We start from the raw sequence: 26140 nt of genomic DNA, 5'->3' as shown, positions 1-26140 counted from the left end.
TCTATCCTTTTTTTAATGTTTGGTTATATTTGCTGTGATTTGAGGTTTTGTTATGTCTGTTAAAGGGCAATTTAACGCAAGAAGTGCTGCCGCCGATACTTTTGCGATGGTAATTTTTAGTTTTATTACAGGCATGGTGATTGAAGTGTTCATCTCCGGGATGACATTCGAACAGTCTCTCGCATCAAGAACCTTGTCTATTCCGGTTAATATTGCTATTGCCTGGCCTTATGGCATGTTCCGCGACATGGTGATCCGTCAGGGAATGAAGTTGTCCGCCAGCGGCTGGATGAAAGGGCTCTCAGATATGCTGGCTTATGTGATGTTTCAGTCGCCGGCTTACGCGGGTATTTTGCTATTCGTTGGTGCTGATATTGACCAGATCATCACGGCAGTGACGAGCAATGCGTTTGTTTCGGGGGCATTGGGTGTGGTGTATGGCCAGTTCCTTGAAATGTGCCGCCGTATGTTCCGTGTCCCGGGTTACTACCAGCAAGCGTAAAAGACAAAGCCCCATCGTCTAATTCAATACCCAAATATATGGCCCCGAAGGTTCTTTCCTTCGGGGTTTTTGCGTTTATCTGCTTCTAAATTGCACGAAAGTGCTTGGATAAGTGCTGAACAGTCTGTTTCTATTTGTAAAAACTTATCTCTGATTGTGATGCTCGTAAAGGGTTGTGGGTTTGATTTAAATCAATGAAATGATCTGGTGAAATCATTCTTGTAAAAAATGTGTTGCGTGGTATTTGTTGTGCATGAAAATAAGTCATTGTAAATCAGTGTAATAGGGTTTGGTTATTACGGCGTGTTAATGGTTTGTTTTGTTTTCAGTGTTGGGATCTTTGATTTCAAAAATGACCTTTAGGGGTGGAGAGAGGCCAGTTCAGGTTAAATTCAGTTACAGCCATAGGCATATTGTTCATGATTTTATTGGCATAGTTACCTCAGTCAGTTCTGCAGCAAAAACTATAAATAGCGGGGAAGTAAAATGATTGAGGTACATTGGTCGCTAGCAGCGATGCTAGGTGTTAGTCAGTTTGTCCTGTGGGTGAAAATTGGTCTTTTCGGTCGCTTCTTCTCTTGGGTTGACCGCTGTTGCCAGGGTGTCGCTAAAAACATGTTCCGCGTTCTTTATGTCAGAATGCGCCCTACCAGCAAAGCGACAATGCAACCTACTGAGTTACCTTACATCCTAAGAGGCAAGCCTGCCTCGATGCATTTGGGAAGTTACATCCAAATGCAAAATGAACGCGCTGCAGCTAGAAATAAGCATTAAAAAAAGCCCCGGAAGGGGCTTTTTTGTTTTGGTTGCTCTTAGGGGGTCGCAGCACGGCGCCGTTTCATTTGGATTTCCAGTTGCGGGCTGGCTATCTGGATACCATGGTGGTTGAACTTTTGTTTGATACGATTGTGTAGATCGTGCGTGAGACTCAGGCGGTGGGCGGTTTCAGCCGCATATGCCCTGACCTCGAAGTTCTGGCTATCTGCTGTCAGTGTCAGGAAGAAGACTTCAGGGGCAGGGTTGTCGAGTACCAGTTCGCACTCTTCTGCCGCTTCAAACAGTAATTTGGTAACGAGGTCGGTGTTCGCTGAATAATTCACACTGATCGACAGGGTTACTCGGGTGATCGGATCTGACAGCGACCAGTTGATAAACTGCTCGGTGACAAATGCCTTATTGGGTACGATCACTTCCTTGCGATCAAAATCGACGATGGTGGTGGCGCGGGTATTGATCTTGGCAATGACGCCAGTCAGGTTGCGAATGGTCACCGTATCGCCGATTCGGATCGGTTTTTCGAAGAGGATGATCAAGCCCGAAATAAAGTTGGCAAAGATTTCCTGAAGGCCGAAACCAAGGCCGACACCCAGTGCGGCAACCAGCCATTGCATCTTCGACCAGTCGAAGCCAACCAAACCCGAACCGATTAAGATCCCCATGATTATCGCCACATAGCGGGTGAGCGAGGTAATGGCATAGCCGGTGCCCGGCGACAGGTCTAGATGCTGGAGGATCAGTAGCTCCATGGCACCGGGTAAGTCACGAGCAACAATAGCGGTGAGCCAGAAGGCAAGGATACCGAGCAATACGCTGCTGACCGAGATAGCGCTGAGCTCGTCGATGCCATCGATTTGGTTGGTGACATCCCACAGCGTGAGATCGCCAAGGTAGGAGATTGCCTGATAGAAGTCGGACCATACCAACGAGAGGCAGGCAAGGTAAATCAGTAACAGTAACGAGCGCAGCAAACGAAGTGACTGGGCGCTTATTCTGTCCAAATCCACTTCAGGCTCTTCAATCTCAATTTGCATTTCGTTACTGCCGAAATGCTCTTCTTTTTCTTCTTCTAGCTCGGCGATACGCTGGGCGATGATCTCCTGGCGCTTGGCTTTAGCACGCTCAAAGGCCAGTCGACGTTTCTGTATGAGCATCAGCCGCTTGACCAGGTAATAGATCAAGATGGTGATCACTCCGAGGACGGCTGAATACTCCAACTTGTGCATCACATCCTGTGACGAGGAAAGGTAGCCACTGAGCGCGGTGTAGTTCAGCCCTTGCGGGATCAGGATCAGGGTCCACCAGAACAGGTGGTGTCCAATATGGGCTTTGCCCTCGGGTAGATCGCCGTAGGTCATGGGCAGCTTTTCCCGGCACATTCGCCACATGAAATAGCTGATAGAGATATTGCTGATGATAAAGGCCAGACGGCCCAAGGTGGCATTGACATCAATATCGCTGTAGAGGTGGGCGAACTGTTGGATCACCATCATCGGCAGGTAAACCCACAGCAGGCGTTTGTAGTGGGTAAAGCATCGGCTGATAAGATCATGCTCCCAGCCGAAATGGCTAACCAGCAAGCCATTGGGACGCACAAGCTCGCGCATGAAGCAGAACATGACCAGGGCCATCGGGACGGTCAGCGCCTGACCGAGGTGGTGGACAAACGGGTATTGCCAGCCACTGGAGAATACCAGCCCGACCAGACCAACAATGATCGGGATCGGCCACGCCATCAAAAACGAGAAGAAAACATTGCTATAGCTGTAGCGGAACTTGTCCTGGGTAACCTTACCGATTTTCTTGCTGGTATCGGCAAGGAATCGTTTCCAGTATTTACGGCACCAATTTAACCCAAAAATGATGACGGCAATGATACTCAGGGAGAAGGCCAGTTTAACCTTATCGGCGGCAGCCGGGAATTTCACAAAGCCGATCCATTGATAGGGAGAAAAGAACCACTTGAGTTTCTCCCAGGTGGCAATGACAAACCTGACGCTGACCGGGTTGGTATCTGGTGCCCAAAAGAGTTGTTTGTTGGCCGAGGTCTGCAGATCATTGAGGTTACTGTTGAGCTGCTCGTAGGACACTTTGAGTGTCGCTTGTTGGTAGATCAGGGTATCGGTCTGGTCGATGAGCTTTTCAAGCAGGATTTGGTTGGCCTCCACCAGTGCATTTTCTTGCAGCAGCTGCTCTTCGGTCAGCTCTCGGTTGTTGGGGGAGGAGGCTTGATCTTTCAGCGAGTCCGCCAACTGCTGGTATTCGTACTTTTTGATCTGGTTTTGGGCTATATCCCTATCGAGTTGCTCGATCGGGGGATTGGCTGGCAGGCGGCTGATGCGGGTTCGCAAGTTTTCGCTGAAAGCCGGGCTGAGTTTGAGCCATTCCGCCATGGTGGCCAGATCGTCGGCCGTGCTCTCGACGCTGCGGATTTGCTCGCGGGTGGCTGTCAGGCGCTGCTGCACTTGCGCGCTCTGGGAACTGATGGTGTTCAGGGCGGCAATGTAACGTTTGTTGTTGATGGTGAGTTGGCGCAGGTGGTCGGGTTGCCCGTCCAGATCGAGTTCGAACTGGTCGTTTTGCTCTGAGGACAGATCGGTATCAATACGTTGCTGGCGGGTTAGCTCGCGCTGCAAGTTGTTACGGTAGGCCTGGCGGGCATCGATTTGCAGGTTCTGCAGCTGGATACGTTGTTTGACCAGTGTGCGGCGGTTGCCCGCACTGAGCTGTTCTGCTTCGAGCATATACAGCTCGCTGACATAGTACTGGTGCGAGATCTGGTGGACCAGTTGCTGGTTGCTGGCATCGGGCTGGCTTTCGATTTGCCGCAGCGCTTGCTCTTCCTGCTTGATTAAGTCGCGCAGCTGGGTCGACCGATACGAGAACTCATCGATCCCTTTTTCGATGGCCACCAATTCGTTTTTGCTGTTGTTGCGGCTTTGTTCCAGCTGGTTGATTTTCGCGTCTTGCTCTTTAATGGTATCAGCTAGCTCTTTTTGCGACATATTGCTGAAGTCGGGGAGCTTGGTGGTGGCAAAGTTGTTGATTTGCTGCTTCAGCTTCTCGTTAAGACTCGGGAAGTCCTCAATAAGCTGGCGGTAGCTCTGGGTTTTCTCATCGAAACCGACCGAGCTCTCAATCATGCCCTTGGCGCTTTGCAGGGTATCAAGCTCCTTGACGGCTTCGGGCGTATTGCCCTGTTCTCGAAGTTGTTCGATTTGCTTATCCAGGGCTTGGTTCCAGGCGTCATAATGCCCCTCCAGGGCAGGGACAAGGCTGGAGGACAAGCTTAGCGCAAGCAGGACGAAAGCAGAAAATAGCCGGCAGATCATAACACTCCAAAAGTACAGAGGCTCAGGCTCTTGTAAGCATAGTGGGGAGAATAAGCCTGAGGGATAATAGATTGATAATAAGTGTTAAATTGTAGTGTATAACAGACTTGATGGATATCTGACGAGTGCTTTGCTGGACATTGGTACAATTTGATCTATTCCTCACCAGTCGGTAAAAGAATTCGGTAAAAGCACTTGACCCTGATACGCTAAGTGATTACATTAGCCGCCGTTGAGACGCAAGGCGTCAAAACAACAATGTGGTGAGGTGTCCGAGTGGCTGAAGGAGCACGCCTGGAAAGTGTGTATACGGCAACGTATCGAGGGTTCGAATCCCTCCCTCACCGCCATCATCCTTACGGGTGATACAATTCGGAGAGATGGCTGAGTGGTTGAAAGCACCGGTCTTGAAAACCGGCATACGTTAATAGCGTATCTAGGGTTCAAATCCCTATCTCTCCGCCACATTCAAGAAAAGCCCAGCAGAAATGCTGGGCTTTTTCGCGTTCGCGATAAAGGATTCAAATCCTCTCATGCCCAGAGCGAACCGCCACATTCGAAGGGCTCGCTGAAATGCGAGCCCTTTTTGCATTTGGAATTTAGGGGGCAGCCGAGCGCAGCGAGACAACGTTGCTAGCCCTTTCCTCATACTTGCTTGAGCTGGGCCTCATCCAGCATCTGTTGCAGCTCCGGTAGGCAACTCCCGCACCCTGTGCCGGCTTGGGTCACTTGGCAGATCGCCTTTACTGAGTCGCAAGTCCCGCTCCGAACCGCTTGCGCTATGGTGTTGGCTCTGACCTGCTTGCAGGCACAAACCAAGCGTCCGGCTTGATGCTCGGGCAGGGCTTTGCCCGTGAACAGGGTTTGTACCAGAGGGTCCGACAGCGGCCGGCCAACTAAGGTAGACAAGTAGTCGGTCTCGCAGATCTGTAAGTCATTACTAACGATAAAGGCTACGCTCAGTTGGTTATTGTGGAACCGGGCATAACGGCTTTGGTTGCTCTGTGCTATATCGATATGCTGCTGTCCCCTGCCGTCTCTTTTTGCCTGCTGCGTTGCCAGCCATTTATGCAGCTGTTCAGGTGTTTGTTGCGAGGTTATCCGAAATATATAGCCGTTGTGACTGCGCTGGCAGGTCCAGTGCTCTTGCGGACTCAGCCAGTCCGGGACGTGGTTGGATTGACTGATCAACAGTGCTTCGCTCTGGTAGGGGGAGGGCTCAACGGATACCGGTGTGGCCTTGAACTCGGGTTGGCCTGACAGAGGATCGCGCTGCCCGGCGAGCAGTGCGTTGACTTTGCCCATGCTGGTGGTGCAATCACTCCAATGGAACGGGGCAAACATTTGGCCCGGGCGGCACTCAGGGCTGATCCGTGCCCGCAATAGGACACTGCCGCGGGCACTGGACACTTTGACTAACTTGCCCTGTTCGATTGAAAACTGCTCGGCATCTTGTGCTGACAGGGCCAGATATGGCTCGCTGGTGTGCTCGCTAAGGCGCGGAGATAATCCGGTGCGGGTCATGGTATGCCAGTGATCCCGTATTCGTCCGGTATTGAGCCACAGCGGATACCGGGACGAAGGTTGCTCTGCAGGTGGCCGGTGATCGGTGGCAATAAACTGGGCTTTGCCCGATGGCGTGGCAAATTCGCCATTGCCAAACAGCCGAGCCGTCGGTTGGTCGCACATCGTTACCGGCCATTGCTGCGGGGCCAGCTGATGGTATTGCTGGGGGGTGAGGCCGGCAAGGCCCACGAGGTTCAGCGGCCTGGAAAGTACCAGCACGGTGTTTCTCTGATTACCGGAGCCGGAGGAAGGCGGGGCCAATGTCTCTTGGCCCAGCGTAGTCATCTGGGCATATTCGCAAAAAATATCGGCCTCGCTTTGGTAGTCGAAGGCATGGCCGAAACCCATTTTCTTGGCCACCTCGCTGATGATCCACCAGTCTGGCTTGGCCTCCCCCGGAGATGGAAGCAGGCGTCGCTGGCGAGAGATCCGCCGCTCGGAGTTGGTCACCGTGCCGGATTTCTCCCCCCAGCCTTGTGCGGGCAGCGCGACATCGGCATGGCGGAGGGTATCGGTATCGGCCATGCAATCAGACACCACGACGTAGGGGCAGTTGGCCAAAACGGCACTGAGCCGCTGGTTTTCCGGCAGGCTAACAGCGGGGTTGGTGGCCATGATCCAAATCGCCTTGATTTTCCCGCTTTCAATGGCATTGAACATATCGAGGGCTTTGAGGCCGGGGGAGCGAGCAAGGTTGTCGGTTTGCCAAAACTCGCTGATTTGGCGGGTGTGGTCAGGATTGTCGAAATCCATATGGGCGGCTAGCATGTTGGCCAGCCCGCCCACTTCTCGTCCCCCCATGGCATTGGGTTGTCCGGTGACGGAAAATGGGGTGCTGCCCGGCTTGCCGATCCGGCCGGTAGCCAGGTGGCAGTTGAGGATACTGTTGACCTTGTTGGTGCCTGATGTGGACTGGTTGACACCTTGCGAGTAGACCGTAACGGTTTTTTCTGTGGCGGAAAAGAGCTGGTAGAAGGCGAGGATCTGCCCTCTGTCGAGCCCGGTTGCAGCCTGTACCGATTCGATATCACCAAACCGAAATGCGGTCGCCAGTGCCAAATCCAGCCCTTCGGTGGCTTGGTCAATATAGGTAAAATTCATCGCCCTGTTTTCACTGAGGAAGGCCAGCAAGCCATTGAACAGGGCAATGTCACTGCCCGGCAGCAGTGGCAGGTGCAGATCGGCAATATCGCAGCTCGGTGTGTGGCGCGGATCAATGACGACGACTTTGCATTGATTATTGGCTTTTGCTTCGCGGATACGCTGAAACAGGACAGGGTGGCACCAAGCGAGGTTTGATCCGGTCAGCACGATCAGGTCGGCCAGCTCGAGATCTTCATAGCAGCCCGGGACGATATCTGCCCCAAATGCGCGTTTGTGCCCGGCGACACTCGATGACATACAGAGCCGTGAGTTGGTATCGATATTGCCGCTGCCGATGAACCCTTTCATCAATTTGTTGGCGACATAGTAGTCCTCGGTCAGTAGCTGCCCCGAGACATAGAAGGCCACGGCGTTTTTGCCATGACGTTCGATGATATGGCGAAAATTGGTTGAGATATCTGCCAGTGCCTCTTCCCACGTTACATCCTGCTGGTTGATTCGCGGCGTCAGTAGCCGTCCTTCAATGCCTACCGTTTCTCCGAGGGCCAGCCCTTTAGAGCACAACCTGCCATAGTTGGCAGGGTGCTGGCTGTCGCCGCGGACCTCCAGGCTTCCATCGCGGTTTGCCCTGGCTTCAATTCCGCAGCCTACCCCGCAGTAGGCGCAGGTCGATTTAATCCACTTATTATTCTCTCTATGGGCCACCTGCTGTTCTCCTTGGCTGTGACATCGCTCTAAAACGTATTCAGCAATAACCAGGCCAGCTTTTGCTGTGCTGAAATTCCACTCGAAATTGGATGATTAGCTTTCTGTGTGTGAATTATTTGGATATAAATTCTGTATATACCCCTAAAGTGGTATTTTGACTTATATGAAATGCTGATTGTGTGGCTTTTTTGGTGCAAGAACATGTTTTCCTTGCACGGGGAGCGGGCAGTTACCGGCGCTATGAGCATCATGGCTTGGCCGGATAAGGAGAGAGCTAATAGCTATTAGTTGATTAATAACAATTGGTTAGGTTTTGCTTGGGAAGGGGGTGGTCGTAGCTGGCATCGTCTTTGCTGATGGTCTTGGTAGATGGTCTTGGTAATAGATTTCTCAGGATAGGTATGAGTAGGAGAGGTAAGCCAGCGATGAGAGAACAGGCAGGGAATGCCCTGATCAGCGCTTCAGTGGCGTCGGGGCGCAAGGTCGGAAAAGTGGACTTGGTCGGGGCTGGCCCCGGTGATCCTATGCTGCTGACCTTACGGGCAATGCAAAGCATTGAGCAAGCCGATGTGATTGTTTACGACCGCTTGGTTAGCAAGCAGATACGGGCATGTTTTCCGGCCAGTGCCCAGGCTTTGTATGTCGGTAAGGCAAAGGGAGAGCACAGCACCCGTCAGGAGGCAATCAACAATTTGCTGGTCGCACTGGCCTGGCAGGGGAAAAGCGTATGCCGCTTGAAAGGGGGGGATGCCTTTATTTTTGGCCGGGGCAGTGAAGAGATGTTGGCGCTCAAAGCGGCCGGGGTGCCTGTCGACGTGGTGCCGGGGATCACGGCAGCTGCCGGTTGCACCAGTTATGCCGGTATTCCGCTGACACATAGGGGAGTCTCGCAAGGCTGCACTTTTGTCACCGGCCATGCTGAGCAGTCGCTGGATCTTAACTGGCCGGCCTTGGCGCAGCTTGACCACACTCTGGTGTTTTACATGGGGGTCACTAAATCGACCATGATCCGCGACCGGCTGTTGGCCTGCGGCGCAAAGCCAACCACGCCGGTCGCCCTGGTCGAGAAAGGGTGCTGCCCCGAGCAGCGCACAGTGACCGGGCAATTGCAGCATTTGCCGGCGTTGGTGACACGGCACCAAGTGGTATCGCCGGCGCTGATTGTGGTCGGTGAGGTTGTCGCTCTGGCAGAGCAGCTGCAATGGGTCAGCCAGATTGCCGAACTACAGCAACAAAAACAGCTCCAGCTTTCAGCTTGAGAGCCATTGAGTTGAGAGCAGTAGAAACGACTAGTGAAGTCAGCCGCTCAGGGGAGAGCAAAATGGACAAGAAAAAAATCATCGTGGTCGGCAATGGCATGGTCGGGCACAAATTTATTGAAGACATGCTGGCTCAGGATGAGCGGGCGCAATTTACTATCCTGACTTTTTCCGAGGAGCCGAGGTTGGCGTATGACCGAGTGCAGCTAAGCAGCTACTTTAGCGGCAAGAGCGCACAGGATTTGGCGCTGGCCAACGAGGCCGAGTACCAATCCAACGGGGTTGAGTATTTGCTTAACGAGCAGGTCTGCGAGATTGATACCGCCGGGAAGTGCGTGGTGACCCAAAGCGGCCGGCGCGAGCATTACGACAAACTGGTGCTGGCAACCGGCTCATACCCTTTTGTCCCGCCGATCCCGGGCAATGACCAGCCGCACTGCCATGTGTACCGGACAATCGAAGATCTGGATGCGATTGCCGAGTCAGGGGCGCAGAGCCAGGTGGGTGTCGTGGTCGGGGGCGGGCTGCTTGGCCTCGAAGCGGCCAATGCGCTAAGACAGCTGGGGGTTGAGACCCATGTGGTGGAGTTCGCACCTCGGCTGATGGCGGTTCAGCTTGATCAGGGGGGGGGCGACTTGCTTGCCCGCCAAGTCTCGTCGCTTGGGGTGTCGGTTCATACCGACAAGGCCACGACCGACATTGTTGCCGGTGAATCCTGCCGTTACCGGATGAATTTCGCGGATGGCTCGTATCTGGAAACCGATATGATCGTATTTTCGGCGGGGATCCGCCCGCAAGACACCTTGGCCCGCCAGTGCGGGCTCAAGATCGGCGAGCGGGGCGGCATTGTGATCGATGATCACTGCCGGACCAGCGCCATGGATGTCTACGCCATCGGTGAGTGTGCCCTGTGGCAACAGCGGGTCTTCGGGCTGGTTGCGCCCGGTTACCAGATGGCGAAAGTGCTGGCCAGTCACTTCTGCCGGCCGAAAGCCGATGTGGCTTTCGTCGGGGCCGATATGAGCACCAAGCTCAAACTGCTGGGGGTGGACGTGGCCAGTATCGGCGATGTGAGTGGCTCGACACCGGGAGCCTTGTCTTATACCTATAGTGATGACTTGGAGCAGGTGTACAAACGGTTAATCCTCTCGCCCGAAGGTGACAAGATATTGGGCGCGGTGCTGGTGGGCGATGTCAGTAACTACCAGTCGCTGCTGCAACTCAAGCTCAACGATATGCCGCTGCCTGAGAACCCCTCGGTATTGATCCTGCCCCAGTTTGAAGGACAAGGTGCGCCATCGGGTATGGGGGTAGAAGCCTTGCCCGACAGCGCCTCTATCTGCTCCTGCTATGACGTGACCAAAGGTCAGATCAAGCAGGCCGTGGCCGATGGCTGCAGCTCGATGGCTGATCTCAAGGCGGCGACCAAAGCATCAAGCGGCTGTGGAGGCTGTTCGGCGCTAGCCAAACAAGTGATGGAGGCAGAACTGGCCACCATGGGGGTAGAGGTCAGCAACCATCTCTGTGAACATTTTGCCTATTCCCGTCAGGAGCTTGCTGATCTGGTGAGGGTGAAAAAGATCACGACCTTTGACGCCTTGCTCGAAGAATACGGCAACGGTCTTGGATGTGATATCTGCAAGCCCGCCGTGGGCTCGATAGTCGCGTCTTACTGGAATGACTATGTGCTGGCGGAGCCGCACCTCGAGCTGCAGGATACCAATGATATCTTCCTCGGCAACATGCAAAAAGACGGTACGTACTCGGTGGTACCGCGTATACCGGGCGGTGAGATCACCCCGGAAAAATTGATCGTGCTGGGTGAGGTCGCCCAGCAGTTTGACCTCTACACCAAGATCACCGGCGGCCAGCGGGTCGACTTGTTCGGTGCCCAGCTGCATGAATTGCCGCAGATCTGGCGCATCCTGGTGGATGCTGGATTTGAGACCGGCCATGCCTACGGCAAGGCGGTCCGTACCGTCAAATCCTGTGTCGGCAGTACTTGGTGCCGATACGGAGTGGCGGACAGTGTCAGTTTTGCTATTGATCTTGAGCATCGCTACAAAGGGCTGCGATCCCCGCACAAGCTAAAATTTGCTGTTTCCGGCTGTACCCGGGAATGTGCCGAAGCCCAGTCCAAAGATATTGGGGTGATCGCGACGGAAAACGGCTGGAACCTGTATGTTTGCGGTAATGGCGGGATGCGTCCGCGCCATGCCGACTTGCTGGCCGGCGATCTGGATGCGGAAACTCTGGTGCGTTATGTCGACCGCTTGCTGATGTTCTACATCCGCACCGCTGACAGGTTGCAGCGTACCTCGGTGTGGCTGGAAAACCTCGACGGCGGACTGGATTACCTCAAGAAGGTGGTGATAGATGATCACCTCGGTATTGCTACCGAGCTGGAGCAGGAGATGGCAACAACGCTCGGCCAGTACCAGTGTGAGTGGAAAACTACCTTGGCATCGCCTGAAAAACTCAAGCGTTTCAGGCACTTTATCAACAGTGAACAGCAAGATAGCCGATTGGCCTATGTGTCGGAGCGGGGACAGCGCAGGCCTATGACCAGGGAAGAAAGGGTACTGGAGCAAGGTCAGGCCAACATTGCGGCTGGCACTTCGCCCGGTGGATTTGTTGGTGAATCAATTAATGTTATTGATATTACGAAGTAAAGAGGAGGGTAGCATGGAGCAGAAGCAGGCTGAGTGGTATAGCGTGTGTCATCGAGATGCACTCATTAAAAACTCCGGCGTTTGTGTGCTATGGGGCCACGAGCAAGTGGCAATCTTTTACTGTCACCGGTCAGATTCCCTGTATGCTGTCGAGAACTACGATCCGATTGGTGAGGCCAATGTACTGTCGCGGGGGATCATGGGTTCGATAGGTGATGAGGTGGTGGTGGCCTCCCCCCTGTACAAGCAGCACTACAGCTTGCAAACAGGTCAGTGTATTGAGCAGCCGGAAGTGAAATTGAAGACTTTCGCGGTGCGATGCCAAGGAGAAAAGGTGCAGCTTAATTTGTAGTCAATTAGCTATTTACACTAATAATCACAGCTTTTGCTGTGATTATTTTTTCATGCTATTTAACCCTATATTTTAAATGGATAAGGAGTGTCGATTTGTTTCTAACAAGCAGGCCAAATTTGTTATAAATTGGATCGATATGGTGCTTGATAGTTAAGTTTTGGCTCATGTTGGTGCTGGATGGTTTGATTTAATGAGTTTGTAAGGGTAAGTTCTTGATATTTAAGTGTAATAATTTTGGTATGAACAATGCATTAAAGGTGTAAGTCAGTTAATACAGGAAGCACCAAAATGTCGGAAATAGGCAAGTTCAATATCCTTTCGTTTACGGGGAAAATGAAAATTCTCCACCTTAGTTGGTTCGCGTTTTTCATCACTTTTGTAGTGTGGTTCAACTTTGCGCCGCTGCTGCAATCGGTGAAAAGCTCGTTGGGGCTCACTACGGCAGAGATTAAAACCCTGCTGATCCTCAATGTTGCCTTCACCATACCTGCCCGGGTGCTGATCGGCATGCTCACCGATAAATATGGCCCAAGGTTGGTTTATGCGGCCTTGCTGGCTGTTTGCTCCATTCCTTGTTTTGTGTTCGCTTTTGCAGACAGCTTCGTCCAGGCGGCGATTGCCCGTTTTGCCCTGGGTTTTATCGGGGCCGGGTTTGTGGTCGGGATCCGCTTGGTCTCTGAGTGGTTCCCGCATCATGAGTTGGGGACGGCAGAAGGGATCTATGGCGGTTGGGGTAACTTCGGCTCTGCGGCGGCGGCCTTTACCTTGCCCACTGTTGCTGTGTTGTTCGGCGGCGAAGATGGCTGGCGTTACGCCATGGCGATCACCGGCATGATGAGTCTGCTGTTCGCCTTTGTATTCTATGCCAACGTGACAGATACCCCAAAGGGCTCGACTTATTTCAAGCCCAAGCAGTTGGGAGCAATGGAGGTGACCTCGAAAGGGGACTTCTTCCTGCTGCTGTTTATGAAGTTGCCTATGTATGGGGCCTTGGCTTTGCTGGCATGGAAGCTTTCGCCGACCGGGATAGGCATGCTGGGGGACAGCACGGTGATGACCATCTATGCCGTGCTTGCCCTGATTTATTGCTATGAAGTTCTGCAGGTATGGCGGGTCAATAAAACGGTATTTGAGAAGCCGGTGCCCGAAGTGCATCGCTATAAATTCAAGCAGGTAGCGATTTTGAATGTGTTGTACTTTGCCACCTTTGGCTCTGAATTGGCCGTGGTTTCAATGCTGCCGCTGTTTTTTTCGGAAACCTTTGAGCTCACACCGGTGATGGCCGGTATGGTCGCCTCTGCCTATGCCTTCATGAACCTTATGTCCCGTCCGGGAGGCGGCTGGATTTCCGATAAGTTCGGCCGTAAACCGACCTTGCTGATCTTGACGGCAGGGTTGGCTGCCGGCTACTTCCTGATGGGGCAGGTGGATAGCAGCTGGCCGCTATGGCTCGCGGTGGTAGCGGCAATGGCTTGTTCGTTCTTCGTCCAGTCGGGGGAAGGGGCGGTGTTTGCGACCGTACCACTGATAAAACGCAGGATGACCGGCCAAATCGCCGGGATGACCGGCGCCTACGGGAACGTTGGGGCGGTGTGTTACCTGACCATTTTGTCAGTGGTTGATTACAGTACCTTCTTCTACGTGATAGCGGCAACGGCGGTCATCGGCTTCATTACCTTGTTGATGATGGAAGAGCCAAGTGGGCAGATCGCCGAGATCAATGAAGACGGCAGTATCGTGATGATTGATGTCGCCAACCGATAAGCTTGGCCGGCCTACCCTGCAGGGGCAGAGTAGGCCGCCGGCCGTGCTGATGGAAAGTACTGGGGTGACCAACTGCAGGGTGAAGGGGCTCTAGGAGGAGAGGATGGATAACACAACTGGGCCAGAAGGCATATCCCACCAGAGAGCGGATAGGGGGGAATGGGCTTCAAGGACCAATACCCTAAAGTTGGACTTTGGCGGGTATTCGGTGGCCGGGTGTAAGCCCAGTAACCAAGATGCGTTTGCAATCTGCCAGCCTGCGCAGCGTGATGAACTGGTACACAAAGGGGTCGTTGCCTGCCTGGCAGACGGGGTGAGCTGCAGCGAGCAGGGGCAGCGAGCGAGCCAGATCAGTGTGAGTCAGTTTGTCGAAGAATACTATGCAACGCCAAAAACCTGGGGGGTGAAGCAGTCAGCAGGCAAAGTGCTGCATGCCCTGAACCAATGGCTTTACTCTCAGAGCTGCCAATCCGAGCTGCAGCATAACGGCTTGGTAACTACCTTTTGCGCCGTGATCATCAAGTTCAATACGGCTTATATAATGCATGTGGGAGATACGCGAGCCTATCTCTACCGTAATCAGACCCTGATTCCACTTACCCAAGATCACCGTCGCCAGCTATATGGTCAGCAGTCTTTTCTCACTCGCTCGCTGGGCATGGACAGCCACATTGAAGTCGATTTCCAGCAAATACGGCTAGAGCATGCTGACCGGCTGCTGTTGGTAACAGACGGCATCCACGAGTGGTTGGGCGAAGCCGAACTGCAGCAAATTTTGTCCGCGGCCGTTTTGCCAGCCGAACAGCAAGCTCGCCAGCTGGTGGAGGCCGCACTGGCATCGGGCAGCCAGGACAATGTCTCGAGTGTGCTGCTTGAAGTCCAGTCGCTGCCAAGCCTGACCATGGATGAATATATTGAGGAGTTGACTGGGCGGGTGATCCCGCCGGTACTGGAAGAAGGCAACCGGATTGACCAGTACCGTATTCTGCGGGTATTGCACAGCGGCCCACGGAGCCATGTTTATTTGGCGGTCAGTGAATTTGACACTAAACGCTATGTACTGAAGATGCCCTCACTGAATTTTGCAGAGGACTATCAGTATTTGCAAGGGTTCGTTCGCGAGGGTTGGTTGGGGGAGCAGATATCTAACCCGCGGATAATGAAGATTCATCCTTTTTCCCGTCATTCCCCCTTTCTATATCATGTCTGTGATTGGGTTGAAGGAAAAACATTACGTCAGTGGATGGACGATAACCCCAAGCCAGATTTAGGTGAAGTGCGGCTAATGGCAGAGGAGATAATTAAGTCACTTCGTGTTTTGCAGCGTCATCGCCTTATTCACCGCGATATCAAACCAGAAAACCTTATCGTTAATCAACTTGATCAAATTGTTATTATTGACTTTGGTTCAGTTTATTCTGAACACTTTGATGAAATACATACCCCTATAGTGGAAACCGTACCCGTTGGTGATATTAAATATTTATCACCAGAGTGTTTGTCTGGGGGAGAATTGTCCATGAGGTCTGACATGTATTCTGTATCTATCATTATTTACGAGATGTTGACCGGGCATTTTCCCTATTCTTTTTCTAAGACTGTTACATCGTCACCGGCTATAAGCCGATGGCCGGAATATATACCTTTGGGGAATTACCGCCGCGATCTGCCATCCTGGTTAGACCTGGTGATACGAAAAGGGTGCTTTCCTCAAGCCAATCTGCGTTATGCGGCCTTTTCTGAACTCGCCGGTGATTTGTTCCATCCTTCGGCTGAAATAATGAAGCAGGCAAGTGGACGTTGTTTGAAAAGCAAGAACCCGGTCAGGTTCTGGAAAGTCGTATCGCTCTGTTTGTTTTTTATTGTTATTGTGCAACTTACCATCTCTGTGCACTAATATTATTCATGTTGGTTTGGCTGGATTATTATTTGTAGGGTGAATGTTTTTAGGTGAATGAAATATTACATCTCGTCAAATTAATTTATTAATATTAATAACTGTGAATTAAATGAGATCGCCATTCCATTGTTAATTTATAATTTTTTGTGGTGAATTAGAAACACACTATAAATATAACCGGGTTCTTTAATCGAGCGGTTCAAGGCGAACCAACAAATTGAAGTGACCTATTTTTGTATCGTCAGCTAAAGGCTAATTATCTGAAAGGATAGGGCGCAAAACTTCCGGCCTAAGGAGCGGTCATGTTTGTTTCAATGATTTGCCTCTATGGTAGCGGGGTTACCTGATTGGGAAAAGCAAGATAAAAGCAGTGGCTTCTTCCCGTTAGCTGGCTTCCCACAATAATCATAATGGAAGCTAAACATGAATAAAGTTATTCACTTTTCGTTGGGCGCAATGTCAGTCATGGCAGCCCTTTCTTCACTTCACGTCAATGCCCACGGCTATGCTGAGTACCCAGCAGCCCGCCAAGTGATTTGTGAATCAGATGGCGGCCACTGGGGCCCATCTGATGGCTCGCAGATCCCGAATGAGGCGTGCCGCGCGTCATTTTTGGAATCGGGGACCTATCCATTGGTGCAGAAGAACGAGTTTGCAGCCTTGGTACCGAATTACAACAATATGGATGCCGTCAAAGCCGCAGTGCCCGATGGGGCTATCTGTTCTGGTGGCGACACGCGCAAGAGCGGCATGAGCGTGGCCTCTGAGCACTGGCAGCGTACTGAGATGAAAGCTGGTGAGACCTTCACCTTGCGCTACCGCGCAACCGCCCCGCATAACCCGAGCTTCTGGCAGTTCTACCTGACCAAGCCGGGCTACAATGCTGCCCATAGTCGTTTGGATTGGGATGATCTGGAGCTGATTGATACTGCAGGCAATGTAGCAGTGACGGAGGAAGGCAACGGCCAGTATTACCTAATCAATGTGACCTTGCCAAGCGGTCGCAGTGGTGATGCCACGCTGGTAACCCGCTGGCAGCGTAATGATCCGGTCGGTGAAGGCTTCTACAACTGTAGCGATATCCGTTTTGACGGTGAAGTGCTGCCGCCGGAGTGGACCTCTAAGGGCCAATACGTCAAGCCTGGGGTAGAAGCCCAGGATGGCGACAGCATCTGGTTCCGGATCTTCAATAAACAAGGCTCAGAAATTGTTTTCGAGAAGCTGTCAATCACAGCCACAAACGAGAACATCAATACCTGGTCATATGATCTGGCCCAGTTGATCAACGAGACATACCCGACTGTGACTCAAATCGGTGTGGAACAAGCCTCCGGCGATATCGTTTACCAGCCATCTGATCTGTATGCCAACCAGGTTTTTGTCACCAACCCAGATTATAGCTACGCTCTCGATGTGCGTGATGGGGATGTGATTGAGCCTGCGCCGGTAACCGTCCAAGGGCTGGAAAGTCAATACACCTTGGGGGCTGACGGTAAAGCTCACATCGAAGCCACGGTGAGCTCTGAGGGGCACTACAAGATTAACATGGCGCTGCTTGATAGCACCGGCCAGCAATTGGCATCGGACAATGATGTTATCAATAACAGCAGTGTTGGTATGTCACTGTCTACCAATCAGACGGGGTCGTTCAGCGTGGTAGTGACGGCGACAGATCCGGCTAGCAACGAGCAACAGGTGGTCGAGGCCAAGTCAATCACTATCAAGGAGAGCTCAGGTGGTGGGGATTATGATTATGCCTACCCTGAAGGTATCGGTAGCTATGTACCGGGCCAGACTGTGGTACTCGGCCGCGATGGCAATACCTACCAGTGCCGTCCTTTCCCTGAAGGCGGCTGGTGCAACATCGACTCGCCGTATCACTACGAACCGGGATACGGTTCTGCTTGGCAAGATGCCTGGATCAAGCAATAGCTAACCAAGTGGTGAGATCGGAAAAACGCTGGCACAAGCCAGCGTTTTTTTATGAGCGCTAGCTCACAAACGCTTCTACTGCTTAGTGATAAATCGAAAAGTAGTGTTTCTCCTTGTGGACAATGTTGGTGTGTAACCTGTTGATTTGGTGATCTTGCTCAAAATCCCCTCGATCATTTTTTGCCGGGAATTTATAACTTGTCTCAGATCAAATTGTTGCACACTTTTTTGGTGGTAGCTTTTATTCGCACACACAGAGACTGGTTACGTCTAGCCCGCCTGAACATTAAGTGGTTCTTTGGTTTACAAGCGGTTTATGGTAATTAGTTTTTGATAATTATGGAGAATTTATCATGAGTAGCGCATTTTTCATCCCTGCGGTAAACCTGATGGGCGCGGGCTGCCTGACTGAAGCCGCTGATTCGGTGAAAGCTCACGGTTTTAAAAAAGCCCTGATTGTGACCGATAAAGTGCTTAGCCAAATTGGTATGGTCAAGCAGGTTGCCGATTTTCTGGCACAGCGTGATATTAATTCTATTGTTTTTGATGGTACACAACCAAATCCGACAATTGGCAATGTTGAGGCCGGTCTGGCATTGCTCAGAGAAGGTGAATGTGACTTTGTGATTTCACTGGGCGGTGGCTCTCCGCACGACTGTGCCAAGGGGATTGCCCTTGTCGCTGCCAATGGTGGTGAGATTGCTGACTACGAAGGTGTCGACCAATCAGCTAAACCGCAGCTGCCGCTGGTTGCGATCAACACTACAGCCGGTACTGCCAGTGAAATGACCCGCTTCTGCATCATTACCGATGAAGCGCGCCATATCAAAATGGCCATCGTTGATAAGAACACCACCCCGTTGATGTCTGTCAATGACCCTGAGCTGATGCTAGCCAAACCAGCATCCCTGACGGCTGCGACCGGCATGGACGCGCTGACCCATGCGGTTGAGGCCTATGTGTCTACGGCGGCAACGCCGATCACCGATGCTGTGGCGATCAAGGCTATCGAGCTGATCCAGGCCCACCTGCGCACCGCAGTGAAAGACGGCCAGAACATCGAAGCGCGCGAGCAAATGGCGTATGCGCAGTTTATGGCCGGTATGGCCTTCAACAACGCTTCACTGGGTTACGTTCACGCCATGGCGCACCAGCTAGGTGGTTTCTACGATCTGCCACACGGTGTCTGTAATGCAGTATTGCTACCGCACGTCCAGCGTTACAACGCGCAGGTTTGCCCTGAGCGCCTGACTGATGTTGCTAAGGCGATGGGCATGAAGGTCGAAGGGCTGACGCCTGAGCAGGGTGCAGAAGCTGCACTTGAAGCGATCCAGGCGCTGTCCAAAGATGTCGGCATCCCGTCGGGGCTGGAGGTGCTGGGTGCCAAAGCCGAGGATATTGCTGTGCTTGCGGATAATGCCCTGAAAGATGCATGTGGTTTCACCAACCCGAAACAAGCAAGCCACGAGGAGATTTCAGCCATCTTTGCCGCGGCAATGTAAGCCTTTTTTGAGTGCCTGCTCAGCGGGAATTGATGAAAGATAAGCAGGCACTATCCACTGCACTATTGATTTTTGCGCCCGTCATCAAACGGGCGCTTTTTTGTTTCTGGCCGAAAGGCATAGACTCTTACACACTTTTCGAGAATGGCTTGACGTTAGAAGAAGTCGTGCCGGGATCGGTTGCGGGGGCGGATTGCTGATAGTCCAGCACCCCATTCTTTCCCCGTTGTTTGACTTCATACATCGCGAAATCAGCTTGTTGCAGTACTTCACTCATGCTTGATGCATTGAGCGGGTATTCGCTGCTGCCGATACTGGCAGAAATAGCGAAAGGTTTGCCATTCAACATTGCCGGCTGCTGGAAACTGTTGAGTAGTTTTTGGCTGATATTGATTTCGTGTTGCACCGCGAGCAATTCGATAACTGCAAATTCATCCCCGCCCATCCGGGCGACGTGGTAGTGCTCCCCGCTCAGTGCCGCTAACCGGTTTGCAACGGTTTTCAGCAGGGTATCCCCAGCATGGTGACCCAGGGTGTCGTTGACCAGCTTGAACCCATCCAAATCAATCAGGTAGAAGCGAAAGGGCTGCTTGGTATCGATTAACTCAGTGAGCTGGTGGTTAAGCCACAACCGGCTATGAATTCCGGTCAAGGTATCGCTCATTGCCAGCTTGCGCATCGACTTAGACTCTTGCCATAACGACCACAGTAAAATCCCGCCAAGCAGGACAATGGCGCAGAGCAAGAAATAAATAAGCATTTTCATCGCATGGGTCGCTTTTACTTTTTTGAGCAGATCGCCGCTCGATAGCCGGAATTTGTGGCTGAGGAAAACCACGAGATTTTCGTAGTTGTCCTTGACCTGCTTGCTCAAGTCTGAGTCTGCATTCTCCGGTTGGAGTGCAAGTAGCTGCGGCTCGATGGACTGGATATAGTCAAACTGCTTGCTGATTTGGTGGTAGGCGCCGTCAAAGTGGTAAATATGGCTGATATGGGTGTTGGTGAGGATGGTCTTGAAGCGGCTCCATAGAATTTCATACTGCAGCATCATATCGTTATGATCACTGGTGCCAACACTGTAGCGGTGCAGCAGGTGGTGGAATTCTGCATATTCTTTGTTGAGCTGGAGTACATACCATGCCACTTCATTTTGGCTGTTGGCAATAACATCTGAGTTGCGTTTGAGCGCGGTCACGGCCATCAGGATACTGATGAAAAGCAGCGGTGTTATAAAGGCGAGTAGGGTGGTGATTTTACGGCTACGACATTTTTCCATAACGCTACTCGGTTAGTGCGTTTCGATATACGCAAGTTGCCAGACCATGTTTGCTAGGTGCTCGGTTGCGGCGGCGTCGGGATGTTCATTCAATGAAATAATGATCCAGTACGGGCCGTAATCGCGCACTTTTAGATACTGGCCATCTTGCTTGATGGCCAGTAATGGGTTGTATTGCTTGATGTAATCATGGCTGACGACCACCGAGTAGTCGTTGAGGGCCAGCAGTTTGAGCTTGGAGACTGACAGATTGAGGTGCTCTAGCAGTGTCAGCAGCCGGACCCCTTGAAAGGTCGCGCTCTGCTCTAGCCAAGGCAGGTTAGTCGAGAGGGAGGTTTGGGGAAGCTGTTCGAGTTGGCTGCGTTCAAGCTCAAGCGACAACTTGTCCCCTGACAGGCTCTTGCCTGAAATCGCCAGCGGAATGCCTTTGCTCCAAGCGGAAAATGCAGTGGAAAGGCACAGGGAACCAACTAGACAAAATAACATAAGTTTCGCACGTGCTCGCAGCATTGAATCTCCCCCAATCATCATACTGAATTAATTGTAGTTGTTTCTTTAAGAAATGAGGCAAAGAAATGAAAACAAAATAGAATGAGTTCATTGTAATTTTGCTTTTTAAGCTTCATATAAAATCATTGGCTTAGCACTTGTTTGTGTGTTTTTTGAGCGTCAATAAGTGGTGAGATCAAAATAATTCCTGAAAAAACTTGAGCTGTTCAGGGTTACTCACTAGAATCCCCCTTCCTTTGCCGCTTGTATGACTTATGGTCTGGCAGGCGGTGCTTATGGTGAAAACCATGTCTATCAGGGCGGAGCCCCTGTTTTGACAACCTTATGGTTGTATCACTATTTCCGGCATCTAAGCGGAAATAATCAATAAACAATCTGTGTTCAACTTGTAAATCCAGGAGTGCAAATTGGAAATTTTCAATTTCGTTCTGGACAACTGGGATGTCATTGTCTCTCGAACTGTAGAGCATCTGTCATTGGTGAGCCTGGCCGTTGGCCTTGCAATGATGACAGGGGTACCTATTGGTATCGCAATTACCCAGAATCAACGTGTCGCCAATGTGGTGCTATACGTTGCGTCCATTATCATTACGATCCCTTCTATTGCCTTGTTTGGGATCATGATCCCTGTGCTGTCGATGATCGGCCAGGGTATTGGCTATCTGCCTGCAGTGATTGCGGTTCTGCTCTATTCGCAGTTGCCAATTATTCGTAATACCTACACCGCAATCAACAACGTTGACCCGGCCTTGCGCGAAGCGGCAAGGGGCATCGGCCTGACTAACATCCAGCGCCTGCGTTTGGTGGAAATTCCACTGGCAATCCCGGTGATCATGGCGGGTGTGCGTACCGCCGTGGTGATGAACATCGGTGTTATGGCGATCGCCACCTACATCGGTGCCGGTGGTTTGGGGACGTTTATTGCACGAGGGATCAGCCAGTCTGATCCGCGCCAGCTGATTGTTGGTGCTGTAGCTGTGAGCCTGTTGGCAATTTTTGCCGACACGGTATTGGCGAAAATCCAAAAGAAATTCACACCGAAAGGTGTCGTCGTTCACGGCTAAGTTTTACGAATTTAAGAGGGCGTTTTCATGATTCAACTTGAGAACCTGACAAAAGTTTTTGAAACACCACAGGGTGTGGTGACAGCAGCCGATCATATCAACATGGAAGTACCGACCGGCGAAATCTGTGTCCTGCTGGGCCCATCGGGCTGTGGTAAAACGACCACGCTGAAAATGATCAACCGCTTGGTAACCCCAACATCTGGTCGTGTGCTGATCAACGGCGAAGACACAACAGATATCGATACAGTGACCTTGCGCCGCAACATCGGTTACGTGATCCAGCAGATCGGTCTGTTCCCGAACATGACCATCGAAGAGAACATCAGCCTGATCCCGAAACTGATGGGGTGGGATGCCAAGCGCTGCACCCAGCGTGCCAAAGACCTGCTGGACATGGTCGCCCTGGATCCGAATACCTTCATGAAGCGCTACCCGAATGAACTGTCGGGTGGCCAGCAGCAGCGTGTCGGTGTGATCCGTGCGCTGGCGGCCGATGCACCGGTACTTTTGATGGATGAACCTTTTGGTGCAATCGACCCAATCAACCGCGAAGTGATTCAGGAAGAGTTCCTGAAGATGAACAAAGAGCTGAAGAAGACCATCATGTTCGTGTCCCACGATATTGATGAAGCGGTGAAGATGGCTGACAAAGTCGCGATCTTCCGTGATGGCCAGCTGGAGCAATATTCAAGCCCGGATCAGCTTCTGGCTCATCCTGCTACTGATTTTGTGGCCGATTTCGTCGGTACCGACCGTACCCTGAAGCGCCTTCAGCTGTCGACCGCCGGTGAAGTCATGGAACGCCAGGTGCCGACGGTAACCCCGGGCGATTCACTGGAAGTTGCCCTGCAGCGCATGAACGACTACGGCCACGGCATGATAGTGATGGTGAACAACCAGCAGCAGCCAGTGGGGATGATCACCAAGTCGGTGGCGATGAGCCAGCGTGGTTTGTGTGGCGATCATTATGACGGCCTGCCTATCTTGATGAACCAGGAGCAGGACTTGCGTGCCGTGGTGTCCAAGATGTTTGCCCACGATATCAGCTGGCTGGCTGTGGTCGATGAGCAAGGCCAATTGTGTGGTGAAATTTCACAGCGTGGTATTACACACCACCTGGGAGCCAGTTTCCGTAAAAAGGGGTAAGGGATGAAGTCTATTAACTTGAGCCCTTACTTCAATGCCTTGCTGCTGGTGACCGTGTTCCTGCTGGGGATCTGGGTCCAGTCATCAGGCTTTGTCGAGCAGTTTGTCTATTACTGGGATGAAATCCTGTATCTGTCGGGCCACCACATCAAGCTGACATTGATCTCAGGCTCTATTGCTATCCTGATTGGTGTTCCGGTGGGGATTATCCTGAGTCGCCCGGCCTGCCGTAAGGCCGCCGATTTGGTGATGCAGATCTTCAATATCGGTACCACGGTACCGACCCTGGCGGTTCTGGCTTTGTCGATGAGCTTCTTGGGTATCGGTGACAAACCGGCGATTTTCGCCCTGGCCTTTGCTTCGATCCTGCCGATCCTGCGCAATACCTACACCGGGTTGCTTTCGGTGCCTGCGCACCTGAAAGAGGCGGCAACCGGTATCGGCCTAACACCGATGCAACAATTGGCGAAGGTAGAAATGCCCAATGCGATGTACGTCATCATGGCGGGGATCCGTACTGCTTTTGCGATCAATATCGGTACCGTGCCGCTGGCTTTCCAGATTGGTGGTACCGGTTTGGGTGAGCTCATCTTCGCCGGTATCGACCTTTACGATACCCCTATGATGCTGGCTGGTGCTATTCCGACAGCGGTATTAGCACTGATCATGGATATGGTCCTGGGGGTGGTGACCTTCCTGATTGTGAGCAAGGGTGTTAACCCTAACCGTAAGTAATGGCACGGAGTAAAACTAAGATGAAACGCGTAATCGCTTTATTGGCTACCGTGGCAATGATGTTCTCGGTTTCGGCACAGGCGGCAGGCAAACTGGTCGTTGGCGGCAAGGGCTATACCGAGCAGTTGATCATGTCTTCGATGACCGCGCAGTATCTAGCGGGTCTGGGTTATGACGTCGACCAGCGCGATGGGATGGGATCAACAGTATTGCGTACGGCTCAGCTCAACGGTCAGATTGACCTTTACTGGGAATACACCGGTACGGGCTTGGTGACGTTCAACAAGGTGACAGAAAAACTGACGCCGGAAGAAACCTACCAACGGGTTAAAGCGCTGGATGAAAAGGTGGGCTTGATTTGGCTTGACCCATCCCAAGCCAACAATACCTATGCATTGGCTATGCGCCAGGATTTTGCCAAAGAGAAGGGCATCGAGTCGATCACCGATATGATGAACTGGCTGCAGTCGGAAGATGGCAAAGACGCGCAGATGGCCAGTAACGTTGAGTTCTCGGCTCGCCCTGACGGTTTGAAATCCCTGCTTGAGGCCTACGAGTTCGATATGCCGCGCCGTAACCTGCGTAAAATGAACTCGGGACTGGTGTACCAGGCACTGGCTCAGGAAGTGGTTGATGTCACGATGGTATTTGCGACCGATGGCCGTGTTAAGGCGTTTGGGTTCTACGTCTTGAAAGATGACCGCCAGCACTTTCCCAACTATGCACTGACGCCGGTGGTGCGCACTGATACGCTAGAGGCTAACCCCGCGTTGGCCCAGCAGTTGAACAAATTGTCTGCTCTGATGAATGACGAGACCATGTCCAGTCTGAACGCCTTGGTCGACGTAGATGGTCTGTCTATCGAACGTGTGTCGCGCCAGTTCCTGGAGCAAAACGGCCTGCTGTAAAGTTTGCCCGAGACCGGGTTACCTAGCGCCAAAAATCAATCAAAGGCCAGCATCAGCTGGCTTTTTAATGCCAGCCTGTATTAACAGTGAATGTGCGCATCAAGCGGTTTTCGGTTTTGATGCAGGCGGGTATGAGGTTTTATTATGACAAAACAAGTACTACATGTCGGTATTGCCCAGATCGCACCGATACTGGGCGATGCAGCGGCCAACCTGCAAAAACACCTAGCTTATATCGAACAGGCCCGTGAGCGTGGCATTGAACTGCTGTTGTTTCCTGAACTGTCGCTAACAGGCTACAGCCTGCGAGAAAAAACGCTGGATGTCGCCATGCCCGTCAGCCACCCGTTGTTTGACGAACTGGCCGCGGCAGCCGGTGATATGGTCGTCAGTGCCGGGTTTGTCGAGGAAGATAGTGCCGGTGAGTTTTACAATGCGCAAGCGATGGTGAAAAACGGCCAGCTGGTTCACGTCCACCGCAAGCTGAATCTGCCAAATTATGGCGGTTTGGAAGAAGCCAAATGGTATAGCAAGGGCCAAGGCCTGGAGCCGTGCGAGCCGATCGCGGGCTGGCCGATGCATACCCTGATCTGTGCGGATTTATGGAACCCTGCGTTGCCGCACCTTGCAATGCTGGACAAGCCCGCCCTGATGCTGGCTCCGGTCAATTCTGCGGCAGATATTGTCTCCGATGAATTCTCTAACCCGCAGGGCTGGAAAACCAATACCGACTTTATCTCGATGACTTATGGTGTGCCTTTGCTGATGGCAAACAGCTGCGCACTCGAAGGCAATAGCCGTTTCTGGGGCGGTTCGCGTATTCTGGATGCATTCGGTCATTGCCTGGCAGAAGCGGGGGACGAGGAAGCCTTGATTAGTGCCAAAGTTTCACTCAAAGATACCCGCGAGGCACGATTCCAGCTACCGACTATCCGAGATGCAGACAGCCGATTGGTGCTGGATTTGTTGGCAAAGCGGGTGGGAAAGTAATTATAAAGCAGTAAAGTTTTACTGCTTCTTCTGCAACTTAGCTAGGCGTAATTTCAAAAACGCATAAAGGCATCTATGCCGCTCCGACCCTGGAACGCCAGCCCGGGCCATCCATGCCCGGGTAGGCTTTGAAAT

18 protein-coding genes, 2 tRNA genes and 1 riboswitch are annotated in these 26140 nt (G+C 52.1%); of the genes, 16 read left to right on the top strand and 4 right to left on the bottom strand.

The window, feature by feature from the left end; all coding sequences use genetic code 11:
* The first annotated feature begins 52 nt into the window (after nucleotides 1–52).
* The gene (locus PTW35_RS12790) at nucleotides 53–502 is read left to right on the top strand and encodes an L-alanine exporter AlaE (protein WP_281025315.1); all 450 of its coding nucleotides are present in this window, start codon (nucleotides 53–55) and stop codon (nucleotides 500–502) included.
* Between the two features lie 486 nt (nucleotides 503–988).
* Nucleotides 989–1276 carry a hypothetical protein gene (locus PTW35_RS12785; protein ID WP_281025314.1) on the top strand — a complete coding sequence of 96 codons (288 nt, stop codon included), beginning with the start codon at nucleotides 989–991 and terminating at the stop codon, nucleotides 1274–1276.
* A 38-nt stretch (nucleotides 1277–1314) separates the two neighbouring features.
* Here the strand turns inward: PTW35_RS12785 and mscM are convergent, their stop codons facing one another.
* Entirely contained in the window at nucleotides 1315–4611 is a 3297-nt protein-coding gene (gene mscM, locus PTW35_RS12780) for a miniconductance mechanosensitive channel MscM (RefSeq protein WP_281025313.1), read from the bottom strand.
* Nucleotides 4612–4873: 262 nt separating this feature from the next.
* Between mscM and PTW35_RS12775 the strand changes: the two genes are divergently transcribed.
* Both PTW35_RS12775 and PTW35_RS12770 read left to right on the top strand, forming a co-directional pair.
* Nucleotides 4874–4961: transfer RNA gene (locus PTW35_RS12775), tRNA-Ser, on the top strand.
* Between the two features lie 24 nt (nucleotides 4962–4985).
* Nucleotides 4986–5076: transfer RNA gene (locus PTW35_RS12770), tRNA-Ser, on the top strand.
* Nucleotides 5077–5256: 180 nt separating this feature from the next.
* On the opposite strand, the gene PTW35_RS12765 is transcribed toward PTW35_RS12770, so the two are convergent.
* A complete protein-coding gene (locus PTW35_RS12765; protein WP_281025312.1) occupies nucleotides 5257–7986 on the bottom strand; it encodes a nitrate reductase in 2730 nt (909 codons plus the stop codon).
* Nucleotides 7987–8414: 428 nt separating this feature from the next.
* On the opposite strand from PTW35_RS12765, the gene cobA reads away from it, so the two are divergent.
* The 7 genes from cobA to yiaY all read left to right on the top strand — a co-directional run bounded on the left by cobA (nucleotide 8415) and on the right by yiaY (nucleotide 19373).
* Complete coding sequence (gene cobA / locus PTW35_RS12760; protein WP_281027504.1) at nucleotides 8415–9248, top strand: uroporphyrinogen-III C-methyltransferase; 834 nt, start codon at nucleotides 8415–8417, stop codon at nucleotides 9246–9248.
* Nucleotides 9249–9310: 62 nt separating this feature from the next.
* Entirely contained in the window at nucleotides 9311–11920 is a 2610-nt protein-coding gene (gene nirB / locus PTW35_RS12755) for a nitrite reductase large subunit NirB (protein ID WP_281025311.1), read from the top strand.
* A 13-nt stretch (nucleotides 11921–11933) separates the two neighbouring features.
* The gene (nirD, locus tag PTW35_RS12750; RefSeq protein WP_281025310.1) at nucleotides 11934–12272 is read left to right on the top strand and encodes a nitrite reductase small subunit NirD; all 339 of its coding nucleotides are present in this window, start codon (nucleotides 11934–11936) and stop codon (nucleotides 12270–12272) included.
* 291 nt (nucleotides 12273–12563) lie between these two features.
* Entirely contained in the window at nucleotides 12564–14039 is a 1476-nt protein-coding gene (locus PTW35_RS12745) for a NarK family nitrate/nitrite MFS transporter (protein WP_281025309.1), read from the top strand.
* Nucleotides 14040–14142: 103 nt separating this feature from the next.
* Entirely contained in the window at nucleotides 14143–15936 is a 1794-nt protein-coding gene (locus PTW35_RS12740; protein ID WP_281025308.1) for a bifunctional protein-serine/threonine kinase/phosphatase, read from the top strand.
* Nucleotides 15937–16179: 243 nt separating this feature from the next.
* A riboswitch (cyclic di-GMP riboswitch) is annotated at nucleotides 16180–16286 on the top strand.
* A gap of 76 nt (nucleotides 16287–16362) precedes the next feature.
* Complete coding sequence (locus tag PTW35_RS12735; protein ID WP_281025307.1) at nucleotides 16363–17871, top strand: lytic polysaccharide monooxygenase; 1509 nt, start codon at nucleotides 16363–16365, stop codon at nucleotides 17869–17871.
* 353 nt (nucleotides 17872–18224) lie between these two features.
* A complete protein-coding gene (gene yiaY, locus PTW35_RS12730; RefSeq protein WP_281025306.1) occupies nucleotides 18225–19373 on the top strand; it encodes an L-threonine dehydrogenase in 1149 nt (382 codons plus the stop codon).
* 127 nt (nucleotides 19374–19500) lie between these two features.
* Here yiaY and PTW35_RS12725 read toward each other — a convergent pair whose 3' ends face one another.
* Nucleotides 19501–20649 carry a GGDEF domain-containing protein gene (locus PTW35_RS12725; protein WP_281025305.1) on the bottom strand — a complete coding sequence of 383 codons (1149 nt, stop codon included), beginning with the start codon at nucleotides 20647–20649 and terminating at the stop codon, nucleotides 19501–19503.
* Between the two features lie 12 nt (nucleotides 20650–20661).
* Entirely contained in the window at nucleotides 20662–21159 is a 498-nt protein-coding gene (locus PTW35_RS12720; protein WP_281025304.1) for an oxidoreductase, read from the bottom strand.
* Nucleotides 21160–21566: 407 nt separating this feature from the next.
* On the opposite strand from PTW35_RS12720, the gene PTW35_RS12715 reads away from it, so the two are divergent.
* The 5 genes from PTW35_RS12715 (at nucleotide 21567) to PTW35_RS12695 (ending at nucleotide 26005) form a co-directional block, all read left to right on the top strand.
* Entirely contained in the window at nucleotides 21567–22223 is a 657-nt protein-coding gene (locus tag PTW35_RS12715; RefSeq protein WP_281025303.1) for an ABC transporter permease, read from the top strand.
* Between the two features lie 27 nt (nucleotides 22224–22250).
* Complete coding sequence (locus PTW35_RS12710) at nucleotides 22251–23372, top strand: ABC transporter ATP-binding protein (RefSeq protein ID WP_281025302.1); 1122 nt, start codon at nucleotides 22251–22253, stop codon at nucleotides 23370–23372.
* A gap of 3 nt (nucleotides 23373–23375) precedes the next feature.
* Nucleotides 23376–24107, top strand: coding sequence for an ABC transporter permease (locus PTW35_RS12705; RefSeq protein WP_281025301.1), 732 nt, complete (start codon nucleotides 23376–23378; stop codon nucleotides 24105–24107).
* Nucleotides 24108–24127: 20 nt separating this feature from the next.
* A complete protein-coding gene (locus tag PTW35_RS12700) occupies nucleotides 24128–25015 on the top strand; it encodes a glycine betaine ABC transporter substrate-binding protein (RefSeq protein WP_281025300.1) in 888 nt (295 codons plus the stop codon).
* A 144-nt stretch (nucleotides 25016–25159) separates the two neighbouring features.
* Complete coding sequence (locus PTW35_RS12695; RefSeq protein ID WP_281025299.1) at nucleotides 25160–26005, top strand: nitrilase-related carbon-nitrogen hydrolase; 846 nt, start codon at nucleotides 25160–25162, stop codon at nucleotides 26003–26005.
* Nucleotides 26006–26140 lie beyond the last annotated feature (135 nt).

Source organism: Photobacterium sp. DA100 (assembly GCF_029223585.1).
GTDB lineage: Bacteria > Pseudomonadota > Gammaproteobacteria > Enterobacterales > Vibrionaceae > Photobacterium.
The sequence above is the reverse complement of the archived record's forward strand: the minus strand, read 5'-3'. Positions and strand labels throughout refer to the sequence as shown.